Here is a 6,400-nt window from a genome sequence, read left to right as displayed (position 1 = left end):
AACAACCCATGATTCTACCTGGATCAGACGCGAACGCCATGGCCCACGCGAGCGCGGGCTGCTCCAGAACCCCACCCTAGCCCCCTTCCCGCTCGAGCAGCTGCCGCACCCGCGTCCGCGCCGCATCGATCTCGAAACGCTCCAATGCCTCGGCAACCGCCTCGAGGGCGGGGGCAAACGGGCTATCCGCCAGGCCGGCGCGCAGGGCCGTGAGTGGTGCCTCGGCCGCGCCCAGGTCTTCGTCGAGCGCGCGCGCTAACTCCAACAGCCGATGCCGCGCCGCTGCGGACGCAAGGCGCGGCGCCGGCGGTCTGCCCAGCGCGGGGGCGTTGTTCGCTGCGGATGCGCTGTCTTTGGACCCGAAGGTCGGCCGTCGGGTGGGATCAGGCTCGGCGGACAGCCAGGCAAGCACCTGCTCGATTGCGTCCAACACGTCGGCGAGCGCAGCCCGTAGCTGCTCGCGGCGTTCCGGCTCGGGCGGTTGGCCCTGCTTTAGCCGGGCGTCGAGCGCCGTCAGCTGTTCGAACAACACTGTCGCGCCCAGGTTGCCGGTCACGCCTTGAGCGCATGGCAAAAAGCCGCGGCCTTCTCCGGCGTCGCTCGCGCCTGCAAACGCTCAAGCCGATCGGCAGCGTCGGCATAATGGTCACGAAAGCGACGCAATTGCTCGGCATAGGCGGCAACGCGGCCGCCGATGCGATGGATGCCGGCGCGCACATCCAGGGCGTTCAGCCGCTCAAGCTCCGGCGGCAATCCGCGCCCTCGCGCGCGGACATGCGCTCTCGCACCATCGCTATCGGGGCCATCCGTCATCGCTGTATCCGCCGTCATGCCTGGGTCGGCGAGGCCATCCACCGCAGCGACATCCCCCGGTCTGCTTGCGCCGCCTGCCTCGGCATTGGCGCCAGCATGGGCACCGGCATCAGCCGTGGTCTCAGCATCTGCGCTGGCAGCGACTGGCGTGATCCAGCGCCGCACGACGGCGAGCAACTGCTCTGGCACCACTGGCTTGGAGAGATGGTCGCTCATGCCGGCCGCCTTGCTCTCCTCGATATCCTGCGCCCTCGCCATCGCCGTCATGGCGACGATCGGCAACCGCCGATAGCGTGCCTCGCCGGTGCTCTCGGCCAAGGCGCGAATCCGCCGGGTTGCCTCCAGCCCATCCATCACCGGCATCTGGATATCCATCAGCACCAGATCATAGGCCGCGTGCTGCACCTGGTGCAGCGCCTCGGCCCCATCACAGGCCTCATCGACTCGCATGCCTTCGGCGCGGAGTTGCTCCGCGCCGAATTCGCGATTGATCGCATTGTCCTCGACCAATAACAGGCGCGCGTTGGCTAGCCGGGCGGCCGACGAGCCGGACGCCGAGGGTAGGCCTGCAACCGGCAACAGGCTCGACGATGCCGACGCCAACCCCGGCTCGCACACCAAGCCCTCGGCAGCTGCATGGCGTTGTCGCGGAGCGACCCGTCCCAGGCGCGCCGTGAAGCAGAAGGTACTGCCAAACCCAGGTCGGGAATCGTCGACCCAGAGGCGCCCGCCCATCAGGGCGACCAGTCGTTTGCTGATCGCAAGCCCCAGCCCGGAGCCGCCAAAGCGCCGCGTGGTCGTTTGATCGGCCTGACTGAACTGCTGGAACAGGCCGGCCTGTGCCTCGGGGGTCATGCCGATGCCGGTATCGCGCACGCAGGCCTGCAACGTCAGTCCCTCGGCGTGCTGCTCCAGGCAGCGTAAGGATAATTCGACCTCGCCTTGTGCGGTGAACTTGACCGCGTTGCCGCAGAGGTTGAGCAGTACCTGTCCGAGCCGCAGGGGGTCGCCGCGCAGCCTGGCGGGTATTGGCGAATCATACCGGATCGACAGCTTTAGGCCTTTCTGCTCGGCCTGAAGGCCGAGGCTGTCGGTGACCCGCGCGAGCACCTCATCGAGCTTGAACGCGATCTGCTCGAGTTCGATCTTGCCGGCTTCGATGCGTGAAAAATCGAGGATATCGTTGATCACGCCGAGCAGCGCCCGGGCTTCGCGCTGTGCCTTGTCGAGTTGATCGCGCACGGTCTCCGGCAGGTCGGGGTGCCGCAAGGCGAGGTATTGCATACCGAGAACGGCGTTGATCGGGGTGCGGATCTCGTGGCTCATGTTAGCCAGGAACTCGGACTTCATCCGCGTCGCCGATTCGGCCAAGGACTTGGCCCGCTGCATCTCGGCCAGCGCCGCGCGCTCGTCACTGATGTCCTGGATCACCGCTACCGTGCCCTTGCCGTGATCGCGCGGATCGACCGCGCGCGCGGTGATGCGCACCCAGAAGCGGCGGCCATCCTTGCGCACCACCTCCTCCTCGCGCACATCGGTCTCGCCGCGCTCGAGCCGACCGCGCTGTGCTTCAAGCGCGCGCGTGCTCGCGAGCAAGGCGCGGGTGCGCTGATTGACCTGCCAGCGCAACAACAGACTCAGGCCGGCGAGCAGCACCAACCCACCCATCAGGCTCGCCAGCGACCATCCCAACCACGGCGGCCACAAGACCTCGGGCGGCAGCGCCATGGCGTGGTGCAGCGCCTTGTAATAGACCGACTCGGCATCATGGCGCCAAGCGCTGAGATGCACGTCGATCGCCGCCAACAGCTCGGCGTTGCGCCCGCGCCCGGTCGCGAAGTACAGATTCGAGGGCAAAAACAGGATCGGAGTCTCGCGCAATCGATAGCGATTGGCATTGCGCGCGGCGAAGAAGCTATTCGTCACCACCGCATCGGCCTGACCGGCGTGCACCGCCGCATAACCCTGCTCCAAGGAACCGACCGACAGGGCCACATACTCGAGGCGATTCATCGCCATCAGCCGATCGAAGAAGGCCTCTTGCACACCGCCGACGAGTATCGCGATCCGGTGTCCCTCCAGATCGGCCAAAGCGTGGACCTTAAGCTCGGGGTGACTGTAGACCTGCGACCAACTGCTCGCCACCGAGACCTCGTTGAAGTCGTAGAGACGCATGCGTTCGCTCGAATAGGCCACATCCGGCATGAGGTCGAGCTGTCCGCCGCGCAGCATCGCCAGGCAGTCCTGCCACTCGCAGCGCTGATAGCGCAAGCGCCAACCTTCGTGCGCCGCGATGGCTTCGAGCAGATCGACGAACAGCCCGGCGGGCTCGCCATCGGCCTGCGTGTAGACCTTGGGCTCGTTCTCATAGAGCCCGACCCGAACCAGGGGTTGGGATTGCCGATTCAGTGTCGACCGCCACAGTAGCCGGACATCCAGTGCAGCATCCGGCCAGAGAGCCACCAAACCGCCCGCGAGACCCAGTCCCAACAGGACGGCGAGCGCCGCCAGCGCTAAGCGGCGTTGGCGTTGCCGCATGGCGCCTGCCCGCCGTTCAGAACCAGGTAATCGCGTGTCAGAGGATGCGCAAGCATTCGGTTTCACCGCATGAGCCGAGTGTCGACACCGACAGCCCGAGTGGTGGCGTTATACTGCGCAGGCACGCTAAGCTCAATCGTTTAGGCGATTGACCGAAATCGCCCTGGAATCAAACGCCACTCTGTCCTCGCAGGGGCCTATGGATTCACCCAACCCTCGCCCGCGCCTCCTGCTCGTCGACGACATGCCCGACAATCTGCATGTCCTGATGAACGGTCTGCGCCAGGAGTATGCCGTCACTGCCGCCACCCATGGCGACGAGGCCTTGAAACTCGCGCTGAACGATCCCCAGCCGGATCTCATCCTACTCGATATCAAGATGCCGGGCATGGATGGCTACGAGGTCTGTCGGCGCCTTAAGGCCGCGCCGCGCGGCGCTCACATTCCGGTCATCTTCGTCACCGTGATCGATGAGGTGCGCGACAAGCTTAAGGGCTTCGAGGTGGGCGCCGCCGACTACATCACCAAGCCGTTCGACATCGATGAGGTACGCGCGCGGGTGCGCACCCATCTGGAACTCGCGCAGCTGCGCGGCACGCTCGAGACGCTGGTCGAACAACGCACCGCCTTGCTTGAGCGCAGCGAGGAACAGTATCGGGTGTTGGCGGATTATTCCCCGAACTGGGAATATTGGTCGGCACCGGATGGCCGTTTCATCTACGTCTCGCCCGCCTGCGAGGCGATCTGCGGCTATGCCCCTAGCGATTTCTTCGCCGACGCGCATCTCATGGAGCGCCTCATCCACCCCGAGGATCGCGCGACCTGGCAGCAGCACGAGCACGCCGCGCGTCCGGCGCAAAATGCCTGCCGGACCGAGGCGCTGGAGCTGCGCCTGCGCACGCGTGCGGGTCAAGAGCGCTGGATCGAACATGTCTGCCGGCCGGTGTTCGACCACGCGGGCCGTTTTCTCGGTCACCGCGGCTCAAACCGCGACATCACCGAGCGTCGCCTGATCGAGCAGGAGCGCGACTTCTTTCTCTATCGCGATCCGCTCACCGGCTACCCGAACCGGACTCTCTTCGCCAAGTCGCTCGCTCATGCCATGCAGCAAGCCGAGACGACACAGGGCGGTCTGGCGCTGATCGTGGTGAATCTTGACCATTTCAAGACCATCAACGAGAGCCTCGGTCATCACTTCGGCGATCAGGTGTTGATCAGTGTCGCCAAGCGCCTGCGCAGGCTCCTGCCCGATCACACGACCATTGCCCGCATCGGCAGCGACGAGTTCGACATCCTGCTCGCGGGCGACACCGGCCTGCCGGTGGTCGATCTCCTCGCCCAGCGCATCATCGAAGCGATCCGTCAACCGATCGCCATCGATGGCCACCGCATCGTCATCGGCGCCAGCATCGGCATTGCCCTCTACCCCAACGACGCTGGCGATGCCGAGACCCTGCAAAGCAGCGCCGATGCCGCCCTGCATCAGGCCAAGGCCCAAGGCCGCGGTAGCCCGCGCTTCGCCTCGCCGGAGATGATGCAGCAGGCACGCTTGCGCCTGACCCTGGAATCGGACCTGCGCAGCGCCCTGGAACAGGAGGCGCTCGAACTCCACTATCAGCCCCAGATCGCGCTCAGTGATGGCCGCCTGCTGGGTTTCGAGGCGCTCGCGCGCTGGACCCATCCGAGCCGGGGGCCGATCTCACCGGCCAGCTTCATCCCGCTCGCCGAGCAAAGCGGCCTGATCGTGCCGCTCGGCGACTGGGCGCTGCGCAGTGCCTGCCAGCAACTGCGCGACTGGCGCATCGCCGGTCTCGAGCCGCGTCGGGTCGCGGTCAATGTCTCCACCCTCCAGCTCTATCGCGGCCAGCTCGTCGAGCGCATCCAGTCGTTGCTGGCGGAGATCGGCCTCGCGCCGAGCCTGCTCTCGATCGAGATCACCGAGAGCATGATGATGAGCGACCCTGGCCAGGCCACGCGGTTGCTGACCCAACTGCGCGCCGCCGGGATCAGCGTCTCGGTGGATGATTTCGGCACCGGCTACTCATCCCTCGCGTACTTGCAGCAGCTCGATGTCTGCACGCTGAAGATCGATCTCTCCTTCATCCGCAACATGGCCAGCAGCGCCAGCAGCGCGTCCATCGTCAAGGCCATCATCGCCCTTGGCCACAGCCTTGGCCTCGAAGTCATCGCCGAAGGCGTCGAAGATCCGGCGCAGGTCCGCACGCTGCGCGGACTCGGGTGCGACGCAATCCAGGGCTATCTGGTCAGCAAGCCGCTCCCGGCGCATGCTGCAACAGAGTTTTTGCGCCAGTATCAACCACGGCAATTTGGCGATGGGAACAACGCCTTGGCGAGCGACAGGTTTCGGCAGTGAGGCATGGATGCGGCCTCAACTCCAAAGATTGCTCAGATCGAGCCGCAAGGCGTCGAAGGGCGCAACGGCCAAGGTGGCGGTGCCGGAGGCCTCGGCGATCAGGCGCCAGTGACCGCCATCGCGTCCATAGGCCTCAAGGGTTTGTCGCTTGGGGTCGACCAGCCAAGCGTAGGCAACGCCGTAGTGGGCATAGATCGGCATCTTGACTTCGCGATCCTTGCTTGCGGTCGATGGTGAGAGGATCTCGCAGATCCAGTCCGGGACGACCTCAAAGCGATGGCCCTCGGGAATGTCCGGCATGCGTTCTTTTCGCCAGCCCGCCAGGTCCGGCACCGCCACCTCTTGATCGCGGACGAAGTGGACCTCGGGCTCGACGAGAATCCACCAGCCACCCGGTCCACCGCGTCCCCGGCCGTAGGCGCTGCCGATGTCGATGTTGAGTTCGGTCTCCGCGCGCATGTGCGGCCCAGCGGGCCGTGGCTGCGTGTGTAACTGCCCATTGAGGATCTCGCCGGTGAGGCCCTCGGCCAGTACTTCGAGCTGCTCGTAGAGTGTTTGCTTGTAGGCAGGTTGCATGGCAGTGGCCTATTCCGGCGGTTCTGATGGTTCTGACGGGCCTGACGGGCTGGGCTCCAGCTCAAGCAAGTCGGGCTGCGGCGGCATCAGCCCGAAGTG

Annotated in this window: 4 protein-coding genes; 1 reads left to right on the top strand and 3 read right to left on the bottom strand. The window is 65.6% G+C overall.

The genetic code is table 11. From position 1 onward, the window contains the following. Positions 1-76: 76 nt before the first annotated feature. On the bottom strand, positions 77-556 hold the full coding sequence (locus tag ACLFQI_RS10530) for a hypothetical protein (protein WP_410759153.1): 480 nt from the start codon (positions 554-556) through the stop codon (positions 77-79). After that, positions 553-3,351, bottom strand: a complete 2,799-nt coding sequence (locus ACLFQI_RS10525) for an ATP-binding protein (protein WP_410759151.1) — start codon at positions 3,349-3,351, stop codon at positions 553-555. Before ACLFQI_RS10525 ends, ACLFQI_RS10530 begins: the two co-directional genes overlap by 4 nt. A gap of 199 nt (positions 3,352-3,550) precedes the next feature. Between ACLFQI_RS10525 and ACLFQI_RS10520 the strand changes: the two genes are divergently transcribed. Beyond that, a complete protein-coding gene (locus ACLFQI_RS10520) occupies positions 3,551-5,725 on the top strand; it encodes a putative bifunctional diguanylate cyclase/phosphodiesterase (RefSeq protein ID WP_410759149.1) in 2,175 nt (724 codons plus the stop codon). A 15-nt stretch (positions 5,726-5,740) separates the two neighbouring features. Here ACLFQI_RS10520 and ACLFQI_RS10515 read toward each other — a convergent pair whose 3' ends face one another. Then, positions 5,741-6,301 carry a Uma2 family endonuclease gene (locus ACLFQI_RS10515; protein WP_410759148.1) on the bottom strand — a complete coding sequence of 187 codons (561 nt, stop codon included), beginning with the start codon at positions 6,299-6,301 and terminating at the stop codon, positions 5,741-5,743. Positions 6,302-6,400: the final 99 nt, after the last annotated feature.

Source organism: Halochromatium sp. (assembly GCF_046541315.1).
In the GTDB taxonomy this organism is placed as follows: Bacteria; Pseudomonadota; Gammaproteobacteria; order Chromatiales; family Chromatiaceae; genus Lamprobacter.
Note: the sequence above shows the minus strand (reverse complement) of the source record. Positions and strands in the feature narration are given on the sequence as shown.

What these genes read in the sequence shown, in the direction of transcription:
- ACLFQI_RS10525 (WP_410759151.1), bottom strand. Translation starts at nt 3,351, where the DNA reads ATGCGGCAACGCCAACGCCGCTTAGCGCTGGCGGCGCTCGCCGTCCTG.
- ACLFQI_RS10520 (WP_410759149.1), top strand. Translation starts at nt 3,551, where the DNA reads ATGGATTCACCCAACCCTCGCCCGCGCCTCCTGCTCGTCGACGACATG.
- ACLFQI_RS10515 (WP_410759148.1), bottom strand. Translation starts at nt 6,301, where the DNA reads ATGCAACCTGCCTACAAGCAAACACTCTACGAGCAGCTCGAAGTACTG.